The organism is Mesorhizobium sp. B1-1-6 (assembly GCF_006443035.1).
Taxonomy (GTDB): Bacteria; Pseudomonadota; Alphaproteobacteria; order Rhizobiales; family Rhizobiaceae; genus Mesorhizobium.
Window position 1 is genome coordinate 24,469 of sequence record NZ_VFWR01000025.1, and the last position, 20,298, is coordinate 44,766.

General features: G+C 61.9%; 19 protein-coding genes and 5 pseudogenes. 17 read left to right on the top strand and 7 right to left on the bottom strand.

Annotated elements, in window-relative coordinates; translation table 11 throughout:
* Positions 1-2 precede the first annotated feature (2 nt).
* Positions 3-353: an antitoxin Xre/MbcA/ParS toxin-binding domain-containing protein gene (locus FJ979_RS30855; RefSeq protein WP_140501383.1), complete on the bottom strand. Its 351-nt coding sequence runs from the start codon at positions 351-353 to the stop codon at positions 3-5.
* 343 nt (positions 354-696) lie between these two features.
* Between FJ979_RS30855 and FJ979_RS30860 the strand changes: the two genes are divergently transcribed.
* The 6 genes and pseudogenes from FJ979_RS30860 to FJ979_RS30890 all read left to right on the top strand — a co-directional run.
* The gene (locus FJ979_RS30860; RefSeq protein ID WP_140584569.1) at positions 697-2,436 is read left to right on the top strand and encodes a ParB N-terminal domain-containing protein; all 1,740 of its coding nucleotides are present in this window, start codon (positions 697-699) and stop codon (positions 2,434-2,436) included.
* A gap of 89 nt (positions 2,437-2,525) precedes the next feature.
* Positions 2,526-3,002 (top strand): hypothetical protein, encoded by a 477-nt coding sequence (locus FJ979_RS30865; RefSeq protein WP_140584570.1) that lies wholly within the window; start codon positions 2,526-2,528, stop codon positions 3,000-3,002.
* Positions 2,999-3,883 carry a hypothetical protein gene (locus FJ979_RS30870; RefSeq protein ID WP_140584571.1) on the top strand — a complete coding sequence of 295 codons (885 nt, stop codon included), beginning with the start codon at positions 2,999-3,001 and terminating at the stop codon, positions 3,881-3,883. Before FJ979_RS30865 ends, FJ979_RS30870 begins: the two co-directional genes overlap by 4 nt.
* Positions 3,884-4,661: 778 nt before the next feature.
* Positions 4,662-5,249: a hypothetical protein gene (locus FJ979_RS30880; RefSeq protein ID WP_140501375.1), complete on the top strand. Its 588-nt coding sequence runs from the start codon at positions 4,662-4,664 to the stop codon at positions 5,247-5,249.
* Between the two features lie 332 nt (positions 5,250-5,581).
* Positions 5,582-6,508 (top strand): zincin-like metallopeptidase domain-containing protein, encoded by a 927-nt coding sequence (locus tag FJ979_RS30885; protein WP_140584572.1) that lies wholly within the window; start codon positions 5,582-5,584, stop codon positions 6,506-6,508.
* 6 nt (positions 6,509-6,514) lie between these two features.
* Positions 6,515-6,848 (top strand): annotated as a pseudogene (locus FJ979_RS30890) (hypothetical protein); the annotation flags it as partial.
* 148 nt (positions 6,849-6,996) lie between these two features.
* Here FJ979_RS30890 and FJ979_RS30900 read toward each other — a convergent pair.
* A pseudogene (locus FJ979_RS30900) lies at positions 6,997-7,149 on the bottom strand (type II toxin-antitoxin system VapB family antitoxin); the annotation flags it as partial.
* Between the two features lie 827 nt (positions 7,150-7,976).
* Between FJ979_RS30900 and FJ979_RS30910 the strand changes: the two are divergent.
* From FJ979_RS30910 to FJ979_RS30930, 4 genes and pseudogenes are all read left to right on the top strand, one after another.
* Positions 7,977-8,285 carry a DUF736 domain-containing protein gene (locus FJ979_RS30910; RefSeq protein WP_140501371.1) on the top strand — a complete coding sequence of 103 codons (309 nt, stop codon included), beginning with the start codon at positions 7,977-7,979 and terminating at the stop codon, positions 8,283-8,285.
* A gap of 321 nt (positions 8,286-8,606) precedes the next feature.
* Positions 8,607-8,771 carry a hypothetical protein gene (locus FJ979_RS30915; RefSeq protein ID WP_224647530.1) on the top strand — a complete coding sequence of 55 codons (165 nt, stop codon included), beginning with the start codon at positions 8,607-8,609 and terminating at the stop codon, positions 8,769-8,771.
* Positions 8,772-8,779: 8 nt separating this feature from the next.
* Positions 8,780-9,137: pseudogene (locus FJ979_RS30920) on the top strand (zincin-like metallopeptidase domain-containing protein); the annotation flags it as partial.
* Between the two features lie 613 nt (positions 9,138-9,750).
* On the top strand, positions 9,751-10,062 hold the full coding sequence (locus FJ979_RS30930) for a DUF736 domain-containing protein (protein ID WP_140562286.1): 312 nt from the start codon (positions 9,751-9,753) through the stop codon (positions 10,060-10,062).
* Positions 10,063-10,125: 63 nt separating this feature from the next.
* Here the strand turns inward: FJ979_RS30930 and FJ979_RS33420 are convergent, their stop codons facing one another.
* Positions 10,126-10,281, bottom strand: coding sequence for an HU family DNA-binding protein (locus FJ979_RS33420; protein WP_140584573.1), 156 nt, complete (start codon positions 10,279-10,281; stop codon positions 10,126-10,128).
* Between the two features lie 254 nt (positions 10,282-10,535).
* On the opposite strand from FJ979_RS33420, the pseudogene FJ979_RS33255 reads away from it, so the two are divergent.
* Positions 10,536-10,795 (top strand): annotated as a pseudogene (locus FJ979_RS33255) (type II toxin-antitoxin system prevent-host-death family antitoxin); the annotation flags it as partial.
* A gap of 20 nt (positions 10,796-10,815) precedes the next feature.
* Positions 10,816-11,214: pseudogene (locus FJ979_RS33520) on the top strand (hypothetical protein).
* Here FJ979_RS33520 and FJ979_RS30950 read toward each other — a convergent pair.
* The 4 genes from FJ979_RS30950 to FJ979_RS30965 all read right to left on the bottom strand — a co-directional run bounded on the left by FJ979_RS30950 (position 11,189) and on the right by FJ979_RS30965 (position 14,065).
* Positions 11,189-11,461, bottom strand: a complete 273-nt coding sequence (locus tag FJ979_RS30950) for a WGR domain-containing protein (protein WP_140562283.1) — start codon at positions 11,459-11,461, stop codon at positions 11,189-11,191. The pseudogene FJ979_RS33520 and the gene FJ979_RS30950 overlap by 26 nt on opposite strands.
* Positions 11,462-11,687: 226 nt before the next feature.
* Complete coding sequence (gene traG, locus FJ979_RS30955) at positions 11,688-13,604, bottom strand: Ti-type conjugative transfer system protein TraG (protein WP_140584574.1); 1,917 nt, start codon at positions 13,602-13,604, stop codon at positions 11,688-11,690.
* Positions 13,525-13,809 (bottom strand): conjugal transfer protein TraD, encoded by a 285-nt coding sequence (gene traD / locus FJ979_RS30960; protein ID WP_318012573.1) that lies wholly within the window; start codon positions 13,807-13,809, stop codon positions 13,525-13,527. Before traD ends, traG begins: the two co-directional genes overlap by 80 nt.
* 7 nt (positions 13,810-13,816) lie before the next feature.
* Positions 13,817-14,065 (bottom strand): TraC family protein, encoded by a 249-nt coding sequence (locus FJ979_RS30965; RefSeq protein ID WP_140584575.1) that lies wholly within the window; start codon positions 14,063-14,065, stop codon positions 13,817-13,819.
* Between the two features lie 198 nt (positions 14,066-14,263).
* On the opposite strand from FJ979_RS30965, the gene traA reads away from it, so the two are divergent.
* The 5 genes from traA (at position 14,264) to FJ979_RS30990 (ending at position 20,131) form a co-directional block, all read left to right on the top strand.
* Entirely contained in the window at positions 14,264-17,632 is a 3,369-nt protein-coding gene (traA, locus tag FJ979_RS30970; protein WP_140584576.1) for a Ti-type conjugative transfer relaxase TraA, read from the top strand.
* 2 nt (positions 17,633-17,634) lie between these two features.
* Positions 17,635-18,171, top strand: a complete 537-nt coding sequence (traF, locus tag FJ979_RS30975) for a conjugative transfer signal peptidase TraF (protein WP_140562278.1) — start codon at positions 17,635-17,637, stop codon at positions 18,169-18,171.
* Positions 18,172-18,184: 13 nt separating this feature from the next.
* Entirely contained in the window at positions 18,185-19,324 is a 1,140-nt protein-coding gene (locus FJ979_RS30980) for a conjugal transfer protein TraB (RefSeq protein WP_140584577.1), read from the top strand.
* Positions 19,325-19,433: 109 nt separating this feature from the next.
* Positions 19,434-19,685 carry a type II toxin-antitoxin system Phd/YefM family antitoxin gene (locus tag FJ979_RS30985; protein WP_140501355.1) on the top strand — a complete coding sequence of 84 codons (252 nt, stop codon included), beginning with the start codon at positions 19,434-19,436 and terminating at the stop codon, positions 19,683-19,685.
* A gap of 2 nt (positions 19,686-19,687) precedes the next feature.
* A complete protein-coding gene (locus tag FJ979_RS30990; RefSeq protein WP_140501354.1) occupies positions 19,688-20,131 on the top strand; it encodes a type II toxin-antitoxin system VapC family toxin in 444 nt (147 codons plus the stop codon).
* Positions 20,132-20,298 lie beyond the last annotated feature (167 nt).

A 20,298-nucleotide genomic window follows, 5' to 3' on the forward strand; every position in this document is an offset into this window, starting at 1 on the left:
GATCAGGCGTGAACGCCGGCGTCGACCGCGTCGATATAGTCGAGCACGTCATCGGCGCGCCCATCACGGACCAGTTGCATCGCGGTCAGGCCGGAAAAGCCGGGCAGGGGCTCGGAGCGATACCAGGCATAGGCCATCAGCGCCGAGCCGAAGCGGGGCTCGACCTTGTTGACGATCTCCGTCATCTCGCGCAGCCGTCGCTGCGTCTTGTCCGAGCCAATGCGGTCCTTGCGCTGGATGGCATCCTTTCCGAGACCGGCGGTTCGGGCGATCTCCTCGCTGGTAGTACGCAAGGCGTCCGCGATTTTGCGCGGTGAAAAAAGTCCGCCGTCAGCATATTGGGCAAGTCCCATGACGCTTACCTCCATTCCTGTATGCCAATTATTATGACGCAATATAGCGTCAGGAATAGCGGAGTTCAATCCAAATTTGGGAAGAAGGCTGAAAAGGAAGGGGAGGCGAAAACCTGCTCGCAGATCGGGCGGACCGCTGACGCTTGCGCTGAACCGCGCCGCTCGCGATCCCGGCCACGTCGTCCTTCGCAGGGCTGTTAGCCCCGCTTGTCCTGCCGGGCAGGGATGCTCGGCCGCAGTTGCACCGGCCCGCTCGCTCCGCGGGCCGGGGGTGTCTTCGAGAAGAAGACGAGAAAGGACGCAGCGACGGGCTGTGTCCGGCAACCCCGTAAGGAGCATTTCCATGGAACTGAAATTTGTCGATCCGCGCGCGCTGAAGGGCAACCCCGACAAGGCGCGACGTTCCAAGTCCAGCCCGCAAGCCGACGCATTGCTGCTGGCGACCATTCGCGCCGTCGGTATCGTGCAGCCGCCCGTCGTTGTACCCGAATCCGATGGCGGCAACGGCTTCGTCATCGATGCCGGCCATCGCCGGGTCAAGCAGGCCATTGCCGCCGGGCTTGAAGAGATCGCCGTGCTGGTGGTCGAGCGCGCCGAAGATGGCGGCGCCATGCGCTCGCTCGCCGAAACGCTTGCGCATGAACAGCTCAATCCCGTCGATCAGTGGCGGGCGATCGAGCGTTTGCTCGCGCTCGGATGGACCGAGGAAGCGATCGCCGTCGCCCTGGCTCTGCCGGTCCGCCAGATCCGCAAGCTTCGTCTGCTCGCGAATGTCCTGCCGGCGATGCTCGATCAGATGGCCAAGGGCGATATGCCCAATGAGAGCCAGCTGCGCACCATCGCTTCTGCCTCGCTCGAGGACCAGAAGGAGGTCTGGAAGAAGCACAAGCCCTCGAAGGCCGACCCCAAAGTGTCCTGGTGGAGCGTGACACAGGGCCTGCAGAAGACCCGCATGTATGCCCGCGATGCCAGCTTCGGCGACGAGCTGGCGCAGGCCTACGGCATTGCCTGGGTCGAGGATCTGTTCGCCCCGGCCGATCAGGACAGCCGCTACACCACCGACGTCGAGGCGTTCCTGGGCGCGCAGCAGGAGTGGATGACGCAGAACCTGCCCAAGAAGGGGGTCATCACCGAGACCAACAATTGGGGCCAGCCGGAACTGCCGAAGAAGGCGGAGCGCGTCTATGGCAAGCGGGGCAAGTCCGACCATACGGCCCTGTACCTCGATCGCGAGGGCAAGGTGCAGACGGTGCATTTCCGTATGCCGGAGGCGAAGAAGCCGAAGAAGGGCGAACAGCCGGTCGGGGAGGGCGACGATGCTGCGATCGTCGTGAAGGCCCGTCCAGATGTCACCCGCAAGGGCATCGAGATGATCGGTGATCTGCGCACCGATGCTCTGCATGAAGCGCTGTCGCGGGCTCCGATCGATGACGACACGCTGATGGCGCTGTTGGTTCTGGCGTTCGCAGGGCAGAACGTGACGGTGGCGTCCGGCACGCGCGACATCTCGTATTACGGGGCTGCCGGCCTAGGCGAACATGCCGCCTGCCTGTTCGACCAGGAGGGCAAGCTCGACTTCGACATGGACACGCTTCGCGTCGCCGTGCGCTCGCTCCTGATCGACGTCTTGTCGTGCAGGGAAAACCGTTCGGACAGCGGCGTCGTGTCCCGTGTGGCTGGCGATGTGATCGGCGCGGACGGCTACCTGCCGAATATGGGTACGGAAGACTTTCTCTCGTGCCTGTCGCGACCGGCGCTGGAGGCCTCGTGCGCGGACACATCGGTCCTTCCTCGTAAGAAGGTCAAGGACACCCGCGCGGCCCTGGTCGAGCACTTCAAGGAAGGTCGCTTCGTCCATCCGTCAGCGCTATTCGGTCCCGACCAGACCAAGCTCGCGTCGTGGCTGAAGAAGAACGAGTGCGCCGAGCAGCCTAAAGACGACGGCACGCCGGAGGACCAGGACGAGCTCGATGGCAATGCGGTAGTCGAGCCGGCGCATGACTACGCCGATGAAGCTCCGGCTTCGGCCGACCAGGATCTCGCCGACGAGCAGCGCGAGGCCTACAAGGTCGCCGCCGAATAAGCCTCACATCTTTCCTCCTGAACGATCATCCCGCCGCCGGTCCATTACCGGCGGCGGTTCTGTTTTCCACCCGACATCATGGAGAAACCATGTCCGCTCAGTTGATCTATGACCTCGTGCCCCTGGGCTCGACTCTGATATATTCCGACGGCTCCCCGCGTCCGCCGGAACGCCATCGAAGGAAGCTTCCCGCCTGGGAAAACAGCAACTCTGGTGGCCGCCTGATCCGCAAACAGGCCGAAGCGCGTGTCGGCAACACGACAATCCCAGCCTCCATCACGCTCCACGACGGCGACTATGGCAGCCAGGAGACGATTGTCCTGCGCGTCCACCGGAACTTTTCGGTGAACAGCGAACTCAAGTTCGCGGTCAAGGAACGGCCCGCGATCGGCTCGGTCCTCGTCCTCGATCGGGCTGGAGACGACGCCGAGCTTGTCCATCTTGCCGCCAATCGCGCGGCCGCCGAGGAATGGCTGACCCGCCACGGTTATCCGCATGCCGTGCTCCAGGAAATCAGAGCCGACGTGGAAGCGGCGGACATTATCGAGGGGAGAGCGGCGGCATGAGCGCACTTGATTTCGAAACCAACGTCATTGAAGCCCCCGGTTGTCCGGAGGTTTCTTTTGGAAAAAGTGCCGATGGTCTCGTCGTTGCACTTGTCGGCGAGCACGCCTTTGCCATGGCTCCCGCCCGAGACGGGCGCCATTTCCTTGTCACCGGCTGGCGCATCCGACGGCCCATCGCCGAATGGACGCGGCGCGACTTCTATGGTCATAGCGGCGACCTCGCCGATGAGAATGCGTTCCGGGTAAAGGTTCTGGAAAACGCCGAACACCAACGCGAGAAGATTGCGCTCGGCCGACGCGAAGAGCGATCCACGGCCAATACGCCGTGGGGTCAATCGCAGGGAGCGACCGTCTATGCCGATGGCGTTGTCTTCCACTCAACCACCGGCCATGGCGGGTTTCTTCTTTCGCCCGACCGCAACCGCAGGATACACCACTTGATCCGCGTCGCCGGCGGAGCCTATGAGGAGGATGAGGCCTGGGCGATCGTCGCATTCAGCTTTCCTCATTTGTTTACCGCCTTCGAGCGGCGGGCTGCTGAAAAGACGATGAAGGACAGCTTCCCGGACGCCTGGGAGGCGATTACCGGCAATGTGCTTGGTCCGGGTGAGTCCTGGAAGAAGGATGAACGTACATTCTTCGCGGAGCACCGCGATGACTGGATCGTCATCTCGGCGATCATCTCACAGCAGCAATCCGGCTTCACCGAGGTTATCGCCACTCCCGGCGGCAAACGCGGGCCGGGCAGCGAGGAACGTCGCTTCCTCGTCCCCTCAGGCGAATATCGTGTCGGCCGCTTCGGCTTCGTCATCGATCCGGAGCGCCACGCCGTCTATGGCGGGCCGTCGAGCTTTGTCAGCTGGCAAGGGAAATCAGCGTGATGGTCGCGCGAGGTCGCCGCGCCCGGCCCTTTCGCATGGACGAAGCTCGCCGGCAAATCCAGCGTCAGCTGGACATGATCGACCGGTAGATCAAGGTGTGGCGGCGCTAATACCGGAATTGCATCGGCGCCAGACCACGTATCGGCGCGGGAAGTCGCCTGACCCCGGCGCTTTCCTCGAACGGTATCGTGTCAATCTGGCGGCCATTACGCCAGAATGTCAGCCGGAATCGACAAACTGGCACGCCAGGAACGCGCCATAGCGGCGTTGCGGGCGCAGCTCGAACCGGAAGAGCTCTGTGCGTGACGCGAATATAGTTCTCTCACCGGCCGGCATTCATCCATGGCGATGATGCTGAGCCACGAGATACGACAGCGTCGCCATGCCGTGGATGCCTCCCGGCAGCGCGGCAGGCCATGGAACGCCATGGCGGTGCGGGTCGACCAGGCGCTTACCGATCCCCATGCCGGTGTCGCAGATATCCCTCGCCGCTCTTCCCCGCGGGTTTGCTGCGGTCTGGACCAGCGGCTGGCCCCTTCAAGGCCGCTATCGCGCCGCAGAGCGGCCGGAACCCCGCCGATCTCGGCAAGGCCGGCCCGCGTCCCGCGCGGGGACCAGTTAAGAACTGGCCCCCGCTTCTCCGCAAGCCGACCTCGCTCGCCTGGCAGGGCCCGGACCCTGAAGCGCCCAGCTCCCGCCGGTTCCTTTTGACCGCACCCGCAGGAAAGAACGGCCGAGGGCCGATCACCTGAAGGGCATCGCCAGAAAGGTAAGCTCAATGTCCAGTTCAATCCGCTCCCCCAAGTCCAAATCCCTCGTCCTCCCGCTCCGCAAGGGCACGACCCTCGAAATGGCCCGGCTCTGCTGTCCGGACAGCAGCCAGGCCGCAATCATCTCCGAAAGCTTCGGCCTTCCGGTCCTCGACAGCGACGGCATCCGCGACTTCCACGAGCGCAGCCTCATCGAAGGCGCCGACACCCTCTCCGAGGGGGTTTCCGACAAGGCGATGCAGATCCACCTGCAACGGATCGTCGGCTCCTATGTCGGTTCCGCCTACGGGGCAGGCCAGTTCTACTCCAAGGCCGTCACCGAGGCGAAAGACGCCACGGCCAAGCTCGCCAACGACATCCGCGACGAGGATCTGGACGGACCGGTCGGCTTCGACAGCAACGCCCAGCGCAAGCGCGAATTCGCCGCCGACATGGGCCTTCAGTCCCACGCCCTGCGCATGGCCGCCGAGGGAGCCGTCGCGGCCTACGAGCATATCGTCGGCGAGGCCTGGAAGCCCTACGAGCGTCAGGTCGAGAATCCCGGCCAGACTGTCAGCCGGCAGGCAGCCGACCTCCAGATGGCGGCGCTCGGCTAGCCGCACCGGCCGGAGCTACGGCTCCGCCCCATCTTCTCACATCGAGGCTGGTGTCCTTGCGGACACCGGCCTCTTCGCGTGTGCGTCGCCAAGGAACCCGACAAATGAATGTGATCCTGCTGGCCGCGCCACTCGCGGCCGTCACGAACGTTGGTCCTGCTTCGGTCCTCGCCCCGCGAAACGGCTGCGCCGTCCTTCACTGACGTTGCGGCCCGCACACGACATCTCTCCTCCTTCCGATCGCTCGCGGCGGGTTCGCGAACCTGCGGTCCTGCGCATGCGGACCTCGTGACGGCCGCGACTGGCGCGACCTCGAATGGAGGTTTTGGAAAATGAGCAGGAAAGAGAGCAAACCCCGTCTCGATATCTACGCGAAGATCACCGATCGGATCGTCGCGGATCTAAAAAGGGGGGTGCGCCCGTGGGTGAAGCCCTGGAGCGCGGGAAATAGGACGGGTCGCATCACGCGACCGCTCCGCCACAATGGGCTGCCATACCAAGGCATCAATACACTGCTTCTCTGGTCGGAGGCGATGGCGCGGGGGTTCGTCTCGCCCACCTGGATGACGTTCAAGCAGAGCATTGAGCTCGGCGGTCATGTCCGCAAGGGTGAGACCGGCTCGATGGTCGTTTACGCCAGCCGTTTCACCCGCACCGAAACCGATGCGAAGGGCGAGCAAGTCGAACGCGGCATCCTCTTCCTCAAGGCCTATACCGTTTTCTGCGCCGATCAGATCGACGACCTGCCCGCGCAGTGTTACGACAATCCCGCGCCTGGGGCCGATCCGGTCGAGCGGATCGAGCATGCGGATGCCTTCTTCACAAATACCGGTGCCGTCATCCGCCACGCTGGCGACAAGGCGTTTTTCAATCCGGCGCTCGATATCGTGCAAATGCCGCCCTTCGAGAGCTTTCGCGATGCCCCGAGTTATTACGCCACCTTAGGGCACGAGCTGACTCATTGGGTGGGCGGGGAAAAGCGGCTCGATCGCAATCTCGCGCGCTACCACAAGGATCGCTCCTTTCGCGCGCACGAAGAACTGGTCGCCGATCTGGGCGGTTGTTTTTTAGCGGCCGATCTCGGCATCGTCCCCGAGCTGGAGCCGAGGCCCGATCACGCAAGCTATCTGGCGAGCTGGCTTGAAATTCTCAAGAACGAGACGCGCTTCATTTTCGCCGCGGCGGCGCATGCCCAACGTGCCGTCAACTATCTGCACGATCTCCAGCCAGGGGCGACACAGGTCGCGGAGGCGGCGTGATGCTGCATGCTCCGACCATCATGGGGAGGGCGCCGAGCCTTCCCCATGCGCCTGCGCGCGCTGTCGCTTGGCGCCAGCGTGCAATCCACCACGCTCGCCCTGATGGCGGCCCATGGCGAGATCGGCCCCATGCTAGATTGCGCGATTTTCGCCGATACCGGCTGGGAGCCACAGGCCGTCTACGATCATCTCGCACGGCTGGTGTCGCCCAAAGTCTTGCCGTTCCCGGTCCATATCGTCTCGGACGGCAATATTCGCGAGCAGCTGATCGCGGCCGGGTAGGGCAACCGCTGGGCCTCGATCCTCGCCTTCGCCAAAGACCGTCACGCCGGCTGGCGCGGTAGTTCAATGTCAACAATCCGGAGGCTGATGCGGCCGCCGACAGCGCCAGCCTGGTGGTCTCGGGCGCGGGCGGCAAGTCTCGAACCTCGATCCTCCGCTCGTCGAAAAACTCGCGGAAGCGGCTTCTTAGCCGCCTTCCGCAGCTAGACGCCACGTTTTTCACGCAGACGTGCAGCCGTCTGAAGCGGGCTCTCGGCATCACGCCGGCGCTCGATCGCCTCCTTCATCGCGATGACGATGGCATCGGTGATGCTGACGCCGGCCATATCGGCGAACCTGCGCGTAAGCGACACCGGCATCGGTCCGGGGCCGATGGCCTAAATCTCGGGGATAGTCCCCATTATGCGTGCGCGAAATATTTCTCGACGCCCATTCTTGCGGCGGCAGGTGAGCTTCGGCAAACCGATCTCATCAAGGTTCCTTGAAGAACGACCGGCCGCTGCGGCTCGGACGACGCGAGTCGGCTGCTGGATCGACTATCAGGTATGCGGCTCCGCACCAAAACTTGCCGATTAACGAACCTCCGCCGGTGCGCCCGGCTCTATCGGTTGCCGATTCCGTTTGAGACGAGAGCCGGATAGGCAGTTGCTGGCCGCTTCCCCAAATTGCGCGCCATAAACGCAGCGTCGTTTCAACGGGTGGGTCAGTCTGGCACGTAGCTCGCGCGCTTCTGTCGCTGATCTCCCGGTGCATCACCGTTTCGAAGCCGGTGCGAGACAATGGGGCTGCGGTTCTCGCCTTTGGGATCGGAGGCGATCCGTTGCCTGACCGTGGCGGCGAGGGGGCTCTCGAACGAACAGTCGCTGACTTGCGGGTATAATGCCGTCGACGGAAACGCCGGTCTTCATTTCGGTTTCGACAAAGGCCACGTCCATCTGCGTCCGCGATGTGACTGGTCTGACCGAAGGCCGATCCCGCTATCGCGGGCTCTCGATCTTGTCCGGCAACGGCCTTCGCGACTTTCTTCCCCTGACGGCTGCGCGGCCATTCCTCGCGGATCAAGAAAGTCTCTCACGACCGCCTTCCACTTCGTTCCAGCCCTGCGGGTGCCAGTCGATCGCCTCCGGTCCACTGACCGTCATCGAGGTCGCGATGGGCGCGGCCCGAGCAACAAAGGATGAGACTTATGGCTACCATCGGCACCTTCGCTTCCACCGGCAATGGCTTCAGCGGTTCGATCAAAACCCTCAACCTCAACGTCAAGGCCAAGCTAGTCCGCATCGAGAACCCTTCCGACAAGGGGCCGCACTTCCGCATCTTCTCCGGCAATGTCGAACTCGGCGCCGCCTGGCAGAAGACCTCCGCAGAGGGTCGCGACTATCTCTCGGTCAAGCTTGACGACCCGAGCTTCCCCGCTCCGATCTACGCCACCCTGATCGAGGTGGAAGGCGAGGAAGGCCTGCAGCTGATCTGGTCCCGCCCAAACCGGGACTGATCGCCCGCCAGGGGACCCCGCCACAGGCGGGGTTCCTCCTACCAATGGTGAAGCCGGAACCAGGCATCGAGCCCGGCCCCGCTTTTTTGCTGCCAACCGGGTGGGGGAGGTCTGCTCAGATCGTCCGAGGATGCCATGGCGTTCCGAAGGCGCCCAAGGACTTCGTGGTATCTCCAACAAGTTGACGCATTTCGGCTCCCCCACTCGCCGGCTCCGCCGGTCGCTGCGCGCCCTGGCCCCTCCGACCCATCATGACCGGCGGTGTCGCCCTCCACCAACGTCAAGGAGACGAACATGTCGATCGATTAACACATTGAGGAATTGCGCGCCGAGCTGCGGAACGCTGTCTGCCGCGACGAGCGCCGCGAGACCGAGGCCGCTCTGGAGCTCGCGCTTGCCGGGAGCGAAGTCATCTGGGCCGAGCAGGAGGCGCTCATGAAGCGCTTTGAACGACAGGTCGAGAATCCCGGCGCCGGCATCAACTGACAAGCAGCCACATCCAGATACCGGCATTCGAGAGTTTTTGCGACGCGGGTTCCTATGTCGCGGTGCTGAGTGATGAATTTGACCACCGGACGGCGGCACCCCATCGGGTGAATCGCGATGTCAGCCGCTATCCGAAGGATCGTAGCGAGCGGGCGAGGGAGGAACTCATTGCCGAATTTGGCAGCTGCTTCCTTTGCGCCGATCTCGGCATCGTACCCGGACCATACCAGCGATCTCGCATCCTAGCTCGAGGTGCTCTCCAACGACAAACGGTTCATTGTCTCGGCCGCAGCCCACGCACAGAGTGCCGTCGCCTTTCTGCACGATCGCCAGCCCAACATGGACAAGATCGGGAAGGCAGCTTGATGTTGCACGCGCATATCGTTGCTATCCCCGATTGGCCTTCGCGACCTCGGCGCCGGTCCAACTCCGGATCGGTGGACATCCCGCTTCTTGTTGACGTTATGGGGCTCTGGACCAGGCAGCGAGCTTTCCGGCATGTGGCGGTCACGCGTCGTTTCGTTCCTGTTTCCGGCGTGCCGCCCGTTATCTCTCAAACCGGCCCGTGTAATGCGGAAGGTCCGTTCCTGTTGGAGCTGCCTTTTCCGATGTGCCAGAGCATGTCGGGAGGCGGGTATGATCATGCCCGGCCATTCCTGCGATTTCGGTAGGTGACGCTGATCGCCTGCTTTCATTCCGGTGCTTTCACACAAGACACACCCACCTACGACTTCGATGTGGCCTGTCTGACTGGAGGCCGCCTTCGCTGCGCTCCGTCTCGCTCTCACACCCGCAACGGCCGCTCGCGACTTTCTTCCCCTGGTCGCTGCGCGTCCATTCCTCGCGGAACAAGAAAGTCTCTTCCATCCGCCCTTCACGATGTTGCGGCCCCTGCGGGGTGCAGGTCGATCGCCTCCGGTCTGTCGGCCCTTATCGAGGTCGCGATGGGCGCGGCCCGAGAAACCAAAGGAATGAAACAATGGCCACCATCGGTACCTTCACCTCCACCGGCAACGGCTTCAACGGGACGATCAAGACCCTCAACCTTAACGTCAAGGCCAAGATCGTTCGCGCAGAACGCACCAGTGACAAGGCTCCCGACTTCCGCGTCCTCGCCGGCAATGTCGAGTTCGGTGCCGCCTGGCAGAAGACTTCGAAGGAGACGGAACGCGGCTACCTCTCGGTCAAACTGGACGACCCGAGCTTCCCCGCTCCGATCTACGCCACCCTGATCGAGGTGGAAGGCGAGGAAAGCCTCCAGATGATCTGGTCGCGGCCGACCCGGGACTGAGACTCCAAAGATCGAGGCCCCGCCACCCGGCGGGGGCCTCGATCTTTGACTTGGCAGCAGCGTTCAGCCGTTGAGCGCGTCCTTGGCGGGTGTGAAAGTCAGCTTTTTCGAAGCGGCGATCTTAGTGGCGGCGCCCGTCGAGGGATTGCGCCCCTCGCGCTCGGCGCCGCCTTCACCTTGAACTCGCGGCGGCGTCGGCAATCGTCTTGAAGACGCCATCGACGACGATTTTGCTTACGCTTTGTTCAGGCGGTAGTCGGCGGCGACCTTGTCGCCGATTTCGTTCGCTGTCGCCATGGAGGTGGCTCCTTTTTGTGTTGTTGCCTCCTCATGTTTGACACGCACAATCCAGAGAATGAGTAGCTGACGGCACCTACGAATAGCCATTTTCCGTCGGGCCCACCGCAGCTGGGGCGCAGCAATTACGTGACTTACGTATACAACATCAAATATAGCAATCATCAGGAGGGCAAATGCTCCAGCTAAGTGGTTCCTACTCAACCAGTGACCTGTCGCGGAAATCCGGCGATATCATCGCAGAGCGCTACGCCACCCGGTGACGATAACTCAGCGCAACAAGCCTCGTCTGGTGCTTCTCAATATCCAGGACTTTCAGCGGCTGATGAGCCAGGCCGATGCGCGGGCAGCAGGGACGATCGAAAAGATGTCCGATAGCCTGCTCACCGAGTTCGAGGATGCGGTTGAAGCCTGTTCGGAAGTGGAACAAGCTGGCGGCAATGAGCTACCGACCAAATCGAGACGTGGTGCCTCATCCGCTGTCCATATTTGTGGGCACGCGAAACCAGCCATGGCGAAACCGAAGGTCGTAAGAACAGGCCGATCGCCGTTGGCGTTCGTCTGGCACGCCCAGGCGGCGATCTGATGCTGTTCTTTCCGATCAGTACCAAGCAGCTGTAACCGGCCAGGTTCGCCGTTGAGGTTCCGTCCATCGAGGAACGACGAGCAGGGCTTGATCCTGACATGCGTCTTTGGATCATCCTCGACGAGTTCAATACGGGCATCATCGGTCGATCGTTTTATGTTGAACCTGAGCCCCCGGTCGGCCGCTTCAGCAAGGCATTCTTCCTTCCGCTGCTGCGCGGGTTCATCGCACGCCGCAAAACACTCACCGAGGTAAATCGGCACCGGTAGCGCGCGGGTCAACGTAACCTCGCCGTCGCTTTGCGCGCTCAAGCCGGAGGAATGCGCCGTCGACCTCTTGCGGGTCATCAAAGGTTTCGACTTTGACTTGGCCGTTCGTGCCGATCCGTCCCCAGTTGCGGATGAGCGACGCACCACCGAACAGGGTCGGCTGAATCGAGAGCGAATAGAACCGCGCCATGTTGCAGGCGGCGTCGATACGGTGAAGATAGGCCGGTCCTGTCTCGGAGCTAAGCATGGGGCGAGTCTCGCTCCCGAAACACACAACGTCCAACGAGTTCGTCGAATCGATCTCAGCCAAATGATTCATTACGCTGATGGATTGCTATCGAAGTGGCTGCCCAAAGGGCCGCCGCCGGCGTTGCCGGCGGCGAAGCGGAGGGGCTGAACGCGCTATCCAAACTGCGCCGAAGAGAAGCCCCGGAGCTTCCATGGGGAACAAAATTCGTGGCCGATCGGCCGGGTCATTTCCTCTTCGGCTCGAACCTGTTCGCGCCAGCGATTGCGATCATCTCCTTGCGCCGGAAATAGATCGCGCGGCCGCACCGCAGTGGCGGATTGCCAGCGGTGAAGACGATCTGTTCGTCCGTGCGCATTTGCATGACTTCGTGTGGAAGGATCAGCGGGCGTCGGGCGAGTTGCTTCGAGCGGGTTCTCGACGTGCCGTTCATCCGTGAGGAAGTGCTGGTCTGATCGACCTCGACCGTCGTGTCGCCGCAACGCTTCGAAATGTATTCGGCCGTTTCAGGGTCATTGATCGCGGCGAACGATGTCCACGAGGCGGATTCGAACCATTTCGAACAGGCGTCGCGTCCGCCATAGGCTTCGCGCATCTGCCCGATCGACTGGAACAGCATCAGGAGACTGATTCCGTATTTGCGGCCTGCGTCACGGGCGGTTTCGAGAATGCGCATGTAGCCGAGGCGCGCTACCTCGTCGAGCAGGAAAAGGGTGCGGTCTTCGACGTCGCCATTGCGATTGTAGATGGCATTCATTAGCGACCCGATGATTACCCGCGCAAGGCCCGGATGGTTCTCGAGTGTCTTCAGGTCGAGGTTGATGAAGATGTCGGTGTTTCGCACTGCAACCTCGTCCGTCGCAAAACTTCTGCCAGAGACGAGCGCGGCGTAGTTCTCGTAGGACAGCCAGTGCGTTTCCTTGGACGCAGCGCCATAGATGCCCGAGAATGTCTCCGGTGTCATGTTGATGAAGGGCGCGACGTTCTCGCGGACAAATGCGCTTTGCGACGAGTCGTAGATTTCCTGTAACCGGGTTCGCAGTTTTGGTTCCGGCTCGGCAAGATTGGTCCGGACCTGGCGTAGCGTCTGATTCCCGGTTGGCGTGTGCCCGGAGAGGCAGACGTCCGCTATCAGGGCCGTCACCAACTGCTGCGCCGATCCACGAAAGAAATCGTTTCGGCTGGCGTCGACCCGCGGATTGTCGGTCATGATCCAGGATGCAACCGCGGCGATGTCCTCCTCTTTCGTGCCGCCAAACCTGCCAATCCAGTCGAGCGCATTGAAGCCGGTGCCGTCACGTCCCGGATCGATGACATAGACCTGTCGATTGAGCGATTTGCGATGCGCGGTAACTATCGGGGCGACCTCGTTGGAGGGATCCAGAACCACTAGTCCACTCCTCCATTGAAGGGTGGTCGGAATGGTCACCGACGTTGTCTTGAAGCCGCCGGACCCGGCAAAGACGATCGCATGACCCGATCCGAAGTTGCCCGCGAAGCCGAGCAGTGGTTTGCGCCCGCCACTGCCCCAGCTGTCGTGATCGCTCGCCTTGAACGATCTGGGGGCAACTGTGTCGCGGTCGACACGATAACGCTCTCCGACGACGATGCCGCCTCCTGCGGGAAAAAGTTTTGCGGCCTCGGTCAATCTCATCCAGTCAGCGTCGCCGTGGATGGAGCGCTTGCCCGGGATCCGCTTCGGCGCAGGTGATACGAAGGCCGCGTTGCCGAGAAGTGTAACTCGAAGGGCGAAGATACCAGCGCCCAAGGCGACCATTGCGCCGCCGAACGCAAAAGGATCGGCATATGACAACAGCGTTCCCTCGGCGACGCGATCCGACAATGAAAGGAGCCTGCCGCTTTCATTGATGACGGCGATCACCACCACGAGCATCGCGCCGAGGAGCGCGCTGAGGCCCGCCGATCTGATCGATGCCGAGCCGGCGGCAGCAAACAGAAAAATCAGTCCGACGCCGCCCGCCGTCGCGTAAGGAAGAGCCAGCCCGACCTTACCGAGAAACTGATATGCGGAACGTGATGTTCCAAACGAAGCGAGCCAGGTCTCAATCCCGGTCAGGCCCCACAGCGTTGCCATCATAAGTGCCGCCGGCGCGATTGTGAGTACGAGTTTCTTCCATATCATTGCCGAAGGCAGCCTTTCCGATTGCGCGCAGGCGCGCCCATTCCATCTGGTTGTCAGTGCGGCGCGCCAGATCGACGAGAGCACCCAGGATCACGGCGCGATCGGCCGAGCGAAGGCCGGCCTTCACGACCAGACCGCCGAGTTGGATTTTCTCGCGGGTATCGCGCTTGCGCTCCTCCGCCGACTGCCGTCGCTGCATGTTCATCACTCGCTCAAGCATCGCCTTCAGCAGGCCGAGCCGGCTTCGGCGCGGCTTGCCGGCGTTTCTCGCTTCCCGCCTGAAATCGTCCGGCGATCTCCGCGAAAACGTCCGAGAGCTTCGCCTCGTCAATATCGAGATCGCCCAAGCCGGCCTTGACCGCGATGCGGCCGATCCGTTCGGCCTCCTTGGCCTCGGCAGCCTTCAGTTGATCGTGCAGGCGCTCGATCTCCTCTTTGATCTTCGACGATGATTTTCTCATGGTGTTTGCTCCGGCTCATGTCGCTCATTTCGAGAAGCCGATCATTAGGGTGAAGCCTGGTGCCGACACCTGCGGATTTCCGAAGCTGTCGTGCGGCAAGCGCTGCCGCAGTATCCCGCCGAACAAAGAGAGGATTGAAGGGCGCACTTATACGTCGCTTGCGCGACGGTGTGCTCCCGGCGGGAGCTTTGAAGCCGGATGGCCATCTACCACTTGCATGCGCAGATCATCGGCCGGGGAGAAGGCCGCAGCGCGGTCGCGTCCGCCGCCTACCGGCATTGCGCACGGATGGAGATCGAGGCGGAGGCGCGGGTCGCCGACTATTCGAACAAGCACGGGCTTGCCCATTCCGAGTTTGCCTTGCCTGAAGCAGCGCCAGCATGGCTGCGCAGCCTGATCGACGGGCGCGACGCGGCAGGCGCTTCCGCGGCCCTCTGGAATGCCGTCGAGGCTTTCGAGAAGCGAGCCGACGCGCAATTCATGCGCGAGATGGATCTGGCGCTTCCAATCGAATTTTCTCGCGAGCAGAACATCGCGCTGGCGCGGGCATTCGTGGCGGAACAAATTCTTCCGCGCGGCATGGTTGCCGATTGGGCCTATCACGACAGTCCCGGCAATCCGCATATCCATCTCATGACGACGCTGAGGCCGCTGGCGCAAGACGGATTCGGGCCGAAGCGGATCGCGGTGCTTGACGAGGATGGCAACCCGCTTCGGATCAAATCGAAGCTGAATCCGCGCGGGAAGATTGTCTACCGCCTGTGGGCCGGAGATGAGAAGACCCTGAATGAGTGGCGCGAAGCCTGGGCGGCCCTGCAAAACCGAGATCTCGCCAAGCAAGGGCTCGACATTCGTGTCGATCACCGCTCCTTCGACGAACGGAGACTGGAGCTCGTGCCAACCTCCAAGATCGGCGTCGGTGCAACACACATCGCCCGGGAGGCGGCAGCCAGGGGGCGCGGCGTCGATCTCGACCGGATGCGTATATTCGAGGAGCAGAGACAAGAATCGGCGAAACGGATTGAACGCCGCCCAGAAATCATTCTCGACATGATCGCGCGCGAACGCAGCGTCTTTGCCGAGCGCGATCTGGCGAAGCTGGTGCATCGCTATGTCGATGATCCGGCAAGGTTCTCGAGCGTCATGGCGCGGCTGGTGACTAGCCCCGAGCTGGTACGGCTGCAACGCGAGACGCTCGACTTCGAGACTGGCGAACGCATTCCGGAAAGGCTTGCCACAAGAACGATGATCCGCACCGAGGCCGAGATGGCTCGGCAGGCATTGCACCTGTCTGGGGAGGAGACTTTTGCCGTCTCGAACGACGCGCTCGCGGTCACGTTCCACGAGCATGCCTATCTGCACGACGAGCAACGCGCCGCGGTTGAATATGTGACTGGTGCATCCCGCATCGCTGCGATCGTCGGCCTCGCAGGCGCGGGAAAAACGAGCGCGCTGAAAGCGGCACGGAAGGCTTGGGAACGCGAAGGTTTTCGCGTCGTTGGCGGGGCGCTCGCCGGCAAGGCGGCCGAAGGCCTGGAAAAGGAAGCGGCAATCGCGGCGCGCACATTGGCGTCATGGGAGCTTCGGTGGGGGAGGGGTACTGACCTCCTCGACGGCAAGACGGTTTTCGTAATGGACGAGGCCGGTATGGTCGCATCGAGACAGATGGCGTTGTTTGTCGAGGCGGTCGCCCGCGCCGGGGCCAAGCTCGTCCTGGTCGGCGACGGCGAGCAGCTTCAGCCGATCGAAGCGGGCGCTGCTTTTAGAGCGATCCATGACCGCGTCGGCTATGTGGTGCTCGAAAATGTCCGCCGCCAGAAGCAGGACTGGATGCGCAAAGCGAGCGTGGATTTCGCGCGCGGCAGGACGGCGGATGCGATCAACGCCTATCGCGCCCGTGGCAAGGTTCTCGGCAGCCAGACCAAGGCTGAAGCGATCAAGATGCTGATCGGCGACTGGAACCGCGATTTCGATCCTGCAACCTCGTCGATCATCCTCGCGCACCTTCGCCGCGATGTGAGTTCGCTGAACGAGCAGGCCCGCGCGGCACTTATCGAGCGTGGCGTGATCGGCGAAGGGTTTCGATTCCAGACCGAACAGGGACCACGGAACTTCGCAGGCGGCGACCAGATCGTATTCCTGCGAAACGAGAATTCGCTAGGTGTGAAGAACGGCATGATAGGCCGCGTCGCCGAGGCGAAGCTGGGTTGCATCATCGTCGAGGTAGGCGACGAAAGACGCCGGGTCGAGATCGCCCAGACATTTTATCGCGATATCGATCACGGCTACGCAACGACGATCCACAAGTCGCAAGGCGCGACCGTTGATCGGGTAAAAGTGCTCGCCTCGCTCTCGCTCGACAAGCATCTTTCTTATGTTGCCATGACCCGCCATCGCGAGGATGTCGCGCTGTATTACGGGCGTCGATCCTTTGAGAAGGCGGGCGGCCTGATCCCGCTCCTGTCACGCCGCAATGCCAAGGAAACGACGCTCGACTATGCCGGCTCGCGCGAATATCTCGATGCTCTTCGCTATGCGATGAACCGCGGCCTCCATGCGTTCCGCGTCGCCAGAGCCCTGCTCGACGACCAGCTGCGTCTCATCGCTCGCGCCAGGGAGAAGGTGGCGAGACTGGGTGTCAAGCTCGCGGCGTTCGCCTCAAGCGCTAGCTTGCGACCGGTCAAGCAAGCGTCGGCTCCGAATGCTTCTTCCCGCTCATGGGTCCTGAGACCCGCTTCCACGGCCAACGCGCCCACCAACGTCGTCGAACCACTGGTGCGCGGTGTGACGCAATGGGTGCAATCGCTCACTGAGATTGTGAAGGAAAATGTTTTGTCCGAAACGTCAGTGAAGCTGCAATGGCGCGAGGTGTCGGACCGCTTTGCGCAGATCTATCGGGATCCGCATGCGGCCGCGAACGCCATGAAAATCGACGCGGTGGTCGAAGCGCCCGATCGTCATCGCGCCGTGCTCGATCGACTTGCAGTCGACCCCGAAACTTTCGGCGAGTTGCGAGGTAATGTCGGGCTCTTCGCCTCGAAGGCCGAGAAGCAGGAACGGCAGATGGCGATCGAAGGAGGTGCCGCGCTCAACACAGAGATCGAGCGCTACATCCGCCTTAGGTCGGAGGCTTCCAATCGGTTTGAGGTCAAGGAAACGGAAGCGCGTCAACGCGCATCGATCGATATACCGGCGCTTTCTCAGTCCGCAACCGTCGTCATGGAGCAGGTACGCGATGCGATAGACCGCAACGATCTGCCGGCCGCGCTCGGCTTCGCACTCGCCGACCGCATGGTCAAGGCCGAGATCGATCTGATGAATGCCGCACTCGGCCAGCGTTTCGGGGAGCGCGCCCTGCTGGGACTGGACGCACAAAAGATCGATGGTCCAGCCCATAAGACGCTGTCAGCGAGTATGCCCGCCGCCGAGAAAAAGAAACTCGCGGAAGCCTGGCCGACCTTGCGTGCGGCACAGCAGCTCGCCGCGTATGAGCGATCCGTCCAGGCAATGAAGCAGGCAGAAACCGCCAAGCTCGTTCAACGCCCGACCCTCAAATCTGGTTTGTGACGATGCACCATCAACGTCGAAACGCTTTCACCATTCTTGGCGCCGGCGCCGCACTACTGCTGTTGATCGCCGCGGCCGGAGCATGGGGTGGTTATCGGCTGAACATGACGCGGAGCTATCCGCTTGGTCTCTGGCGGATCGAGGTGATGCAACGGGAAGCAAAGGTGGGTGACATCATCTTCATCTGTCCGCCGGAAGCATCGGTCTTCGAACTGGCGCTCAAGCGCGGCTATCTCCCGCGAGGTCTGTGCACCGGAGGAACCGGTCCGCTGATCAAGAAGGTCGCGGCAATCGCCGGACAGGACATCGCCGTCGATGCTCGCGTGCATATCGATGGCCGCCTCCTCGATCATTCCGAACTCCGCGCGGTCGATGGCAAGGGCAGGTTGCTCCCAGCCTTCGCCGGCGGCGTGGTTCCGGCCGGCAAGGTCTTCCTTTACTCCAGATTTCCAGGTTCATATGATTCGCGCTATTTTGGGCCGGTTTCGGCCGCTGGCATTCTCGGCCTTGCGAAACCGATCCTCACCTTCACGCCTTGATCGACTTTGTTCGATGATACTCATCGCCGGGGGTGTCGCTGCTGGCGCGATCGGCTGGAGCGGAAATCCGCTTGCTCTTCCGATGGCCATGGCATTTCCTGCGCTGTGGGCGCTTTCGCCTTCGCGCCTGGTTGCCGCCTGCGCGTCCGCAGGTTATTTCCTGGCGGCGTCGCGGGGTCTGCCGCAGGGCGTAGCGAACTTCTACGGCTCGCAGTTCGCGGTCGGCATCGCGCTTTGGTTTACTGCGTCGCTCGCTTTCGTAGCCGTCCATGCGGTCCTCTGGACGTCGAGCCAGGGCTGGCGCGTGCTACGCTACGCGATCGCCGCGGTGGCGATCAGTATCCCGCCCTTCGGTGTTGTCGGCTGGGCGCATCCAATCACGGCCGCCGGAATTCTGTTTCCAGCATGGGGTTGGTTCGGGCTAGCTGCGGCTGCAATCCTCATGCTCACCATGGCGACGAAGCGATGGCCAATCGCGGCCGCGCTGCTGGGTGGGTTTTGGACTTGGTCCGCCGCACATTGGACGCCGCCAAATCCGCCAGAAGGTTGGGTGAGTGTCGATACACGGTTCCGGGGTTCGGCCGGTCACTATGCCGGCTATGCACAACAAGGCGAGACGATCATTGTCGCCAAAACAGCGGCCATGGACGGCGCGCGCATCATTGTCCTACCGGAAAGCGCCGCTGGTCTCTGGACACCGACTGTCGAACGGCTCTGGACACGGGCGCTGACTGGGAGCGGCGTGACTGTCATTGCTGGGGCCGCCGTGGTCGACCAGGGTGGCTATGACAACGTCATGATGCGGATATCGGCCGAGGGAAGTGAAATCCTCTATCGAGAGCGCATGCCGGTGCCGATCTCCATGTGGCAACCATGGCTCGCGTGGGTCGGGCAGCGCAGCGGGGCGAGGGCACATGTCTTTGCCAATCCTGTCGTCGATGTCGAGGGCGTGAAGGTTGCGCCGCTGATCTGCTACGAGCAGCTCATCGTCTGGCCGGTGCTACAATCCATGCTCTATCGCCCGGATGCCATCGTCGCGAGCGGGAATGGCTGGTGGACGGCAAGCACCAGCATCCTCGCGATCCAAGAGGCGAACGCACAAGCCTGGGCGTCTCTGTTCGGCTTGGCGCTCGTTTCGGCGGTCAATCGCTGACGGAAAAGGCCGGTCGTATCGAGGGACTGGGCGATAGCGTAGGCTACGGCCTTCTTGTCAAGGCTCGCTCCATGAGTTATATGACTACTTTGGTCACAGGGTTATCAAGATGAAAGAGGTTCAGCTTAAAGATGTGAAGGCGACGTTCTCGCATGTCGTCGACGAAGCGGTTGCAGGCGCCCCGACGGTTGTCACCCGTCACGGCAAAAGAGAGGCTGTCGTAATCAGCTATGCGGAGTACCAGCGCCTTTCCCGTGTGCCATCGCTGGGTTGGCTGCTTACAAATTCGCCGTTGGAGGACGGTGACCTGCTAGCGCGAAGCCGAAAGCCCGCACGAGCTCTGCGTGACCCGGCGTTTTGACGTTGTACCTTCTGGATACGAATGTCGTCAGTTTGCTCGCCCCCTCGAGACGCAGGACACCCTCCGATGAAAGACTAGTTGCCTGGATCGTCGACAGATCCTCCGACCTTTGGCTGTCCGTCATCACCTCGGCTGAGATCGAGGACGGTATTGCGAACGCCAAGCGAACCGGTGCCACCAAAAAAGCGGCCGCGCTCGCTGAATGGTGGGGAGAAATTCGTCACTACTACGGTAGCCGCATTCTGCCTCTTGATCTCGAGACGGCAACGATAACCGGGCAACTTATGGCAGTCGCCCGCGGAGCTGGCATCTCTCCCGGTTTCGAGGATATCGCGATTGCTGCCACAGCCACGCAACACGATCTAGTCGTGCTCACGGACAATGAAAAGGATTTCAGACCGCTCGGAGTTCGGTGTCAGAATCCGTTCATCGGGCTTCCCGGTTAGCTTGCTCGACCAAAATGTTGAAGTTCACATAAGTATCTGAATAGTAATCACAAATGTTAGTTCCATAATACATGTTATGCAACTCTAAGCTATTGCCGCAAAATAGAAATGTCTTGATTCCGCAAAGTAGGAATGTCGCCCTGCTCGCCGATGAGCGAGGGAGACGG

Excerpts from the sequence above, each read along its gene's own strand:
- traA (WP_140584576.1), top strand. The coding sequence starts at position 14,264 with ATGGCCATCTACCACTTGCATGCGCAGATCATCGGCCGGGGAGAAGGC.
- FJ979_RS30910 (WP_140501371.1), top strand. The coding sequence starts at position 7,977 with ATGGCTACCATCGGCACCTTCGCTTCCACCGGCAATGGCTTCAGCGGT.
- FJ979_RS30980 (WP_140584577.1), top strand. The coding sequence starts at position 18,185 with ATGATACTCATCGCCGGGGGTGTCGCTGCTGGCGCGATCGGCTGGAGC.
- FJ979_RS30865 (WP_140584570.1), top strand. The coding sequence starts at position 2,526 with ATGTCCGCTCAGTTGATCTATGACCTCGTGCCCCTGGGCTCGACTCTG.
- FJ979_RS30930 (WP_140562286.1), top strand. The coding sequence starts at position 9,751 with ATGGCCACCATCGGTACCTTCACCTCCACCGGCAACGGCTTCAACGGG.
- traG (WP_140584574.1), bottom strand. The coding sequence starts at position 13,604 with ATGATATGGAAGAAACTCGTACTCACAATCGCGCCGGCGGCACTTATG.
- FJ979_RS30880 (WP_140501375.1), top strand. The coding sequence starts at position 4,662 with ATGTCCAGTTCAATCCGCTCCCCCAAGTCCAAATCCCTCGTCCTCCCG.
- FJ979_RS30885 (WP_140584572.1), top strand. The coding sequence starts at position 5,582 with ATGAGCAGGAAAGAGAGCAAACCCCGTCTCGATATCTACGCGAAGATC.
- traF (WP_140562278.1), top strand. The coding sequence starts at position 17,635 with ATGCACCATCAACGTCGAAACGCTTTCACCATTCTTGGCGCCGGCGCC.
- traD (WP_318012573.1), bottom strand. The coding sequence starts at position 13,809 with ATGAACATGCAGCGACGGCAGTCGGCGGAGGAGCGCAAGCGCGATACC.
- FJ979_RS30985 (WP_140501355.1), top strand. The coding sequence starts at position 19,434 with ATGAAAGAGGTTCAGCTTAAAGATGTGAAGGCGACGTTCTCGCATGTC.
- FJ979_RS30855 (WP_140501383.1), bottom strand. The coding sequence starts at position 353 with ATGGGACTTGCCCAATATGCTGACGGCGGACTTTTTTCACCGCGCAAA.
- FJ979_RS30870 (WP_140584571.1), top strand. The coding sequence starts at position 2,999 with ATGAGCGCACTTGATTTCGAAACCAACGTCATTGAAGCCCCCGGTTGT.
- FJ979_RS33420 (WP_140584573.1), bottom strand. The coding sequence starts at position 10,281 with ATGGCGTCTTCAAGACGATTGCCGACGCCGCCGCGAGTTCAAGGTGAA.
- FJ979_RS30965 (WP_140584575.1), bottom strand. The coding sequence starts at position 14,065 with ATGAGAAAATCATCGTCGAAGATCAAAGAGGAGATCGAGCGCCTGCAC.
- FJ979_RS30950 (WP_140562283.1), bottom strand. The coding sequence starts at position 11,461 with ATGCTTAGCTCCGAGACAGGACCGGCCTATCTTCACCGTATCGACGCC.
- FJ979_RS30860 (WP_140584569.1), top strand. The coding sequence starts at position 697 with ATGGAACTGAAATTTGTCGATCCGCGCGCGCTGAAGGGCAACCCCGAC.